The organism is Planomonospora alba, assembly GCF_039534085.1.
GTDB classification, from domain to species: Bacteria; Actinomycetota; Actinomycetes; order Streptosporangiales; family Streptosporangiaceae; genus Planomonospora_B; species Planomonospora_B alba.
The window spans coordinates 1-664 of record NZ_BAAAUT010000172.1; the positions used below are offsets into that span (position 1 = coordinate 1).

The following is a 664-nucleotide window of genomic DNA, read 5'->3' on the forward strand; positions in this document are numbered from 1 at the left end:
GCTGCGCGGCCACCGGGTTCGGCTCGCGGAGCCGTACCAGCCGGTCCAGCGCGGCCCGCTTGGTCCGGGCCAGCCGCCGCATGACCGCGGTCCGCTCGTAGGCCAGGACCTGCGAGGCGGCGGCCTTCGGCGCGCCGGTCAGCTCGTAGCCGCAGCCTTCCAGCCGGTCGGCGAGCACCGTCTCGCACAGCGCGATCTCGCCCGGCTCCAGCCGGTCCTTCCACGACCCGGACCGGGCGGTGGTCACCTCGCGGTGCGTGTTGGCGTGCCAGGTCTTGTGCCCCGGTACGGCGATGCCCGCCACCCGGCTCGGCTCGCACATCGCCGGGTCGAACTCCTCCCCCAGGAACGCGCAGAGCCCCCGCAGCACGCCCTCCGGATCCGCCGTCAGATCCTCGTAGCGCAGCTCGTGATAGGAGCCCTCGGGCAGCTTCGGCGCCCGGTGCCGGGCGAAGTCGACCGCCTCGGCCCACACCGACACGGAGCTGTAGACGCTCCCGGTGTGCCAGGGCATCTCCTTCAGCGACGCCACGCAGTCCCGGCCGTCCCGGATCAGGTGCACGAACTGCGCGTCCGGGAACAGCCGCAGCAGCACGTCCACGTTCTGGAAGTACGACGGCCGCTTGTCGCCCCAGCGCGGCTTGCCGAACCGGGCCGCGTAGGC

General features: G+C 73.3%; 1 protein-coding gene. It reads right to left on the minus strand.

The genetic code is table 11. The features are described from left to right. On the minus strand, window positions 1-664 hold a 664-nt coding region (locus ABD823_RS34475), incomplete at both ends, for a sulfotransferase family protein (RefSeq protein ID WP_344867165.1).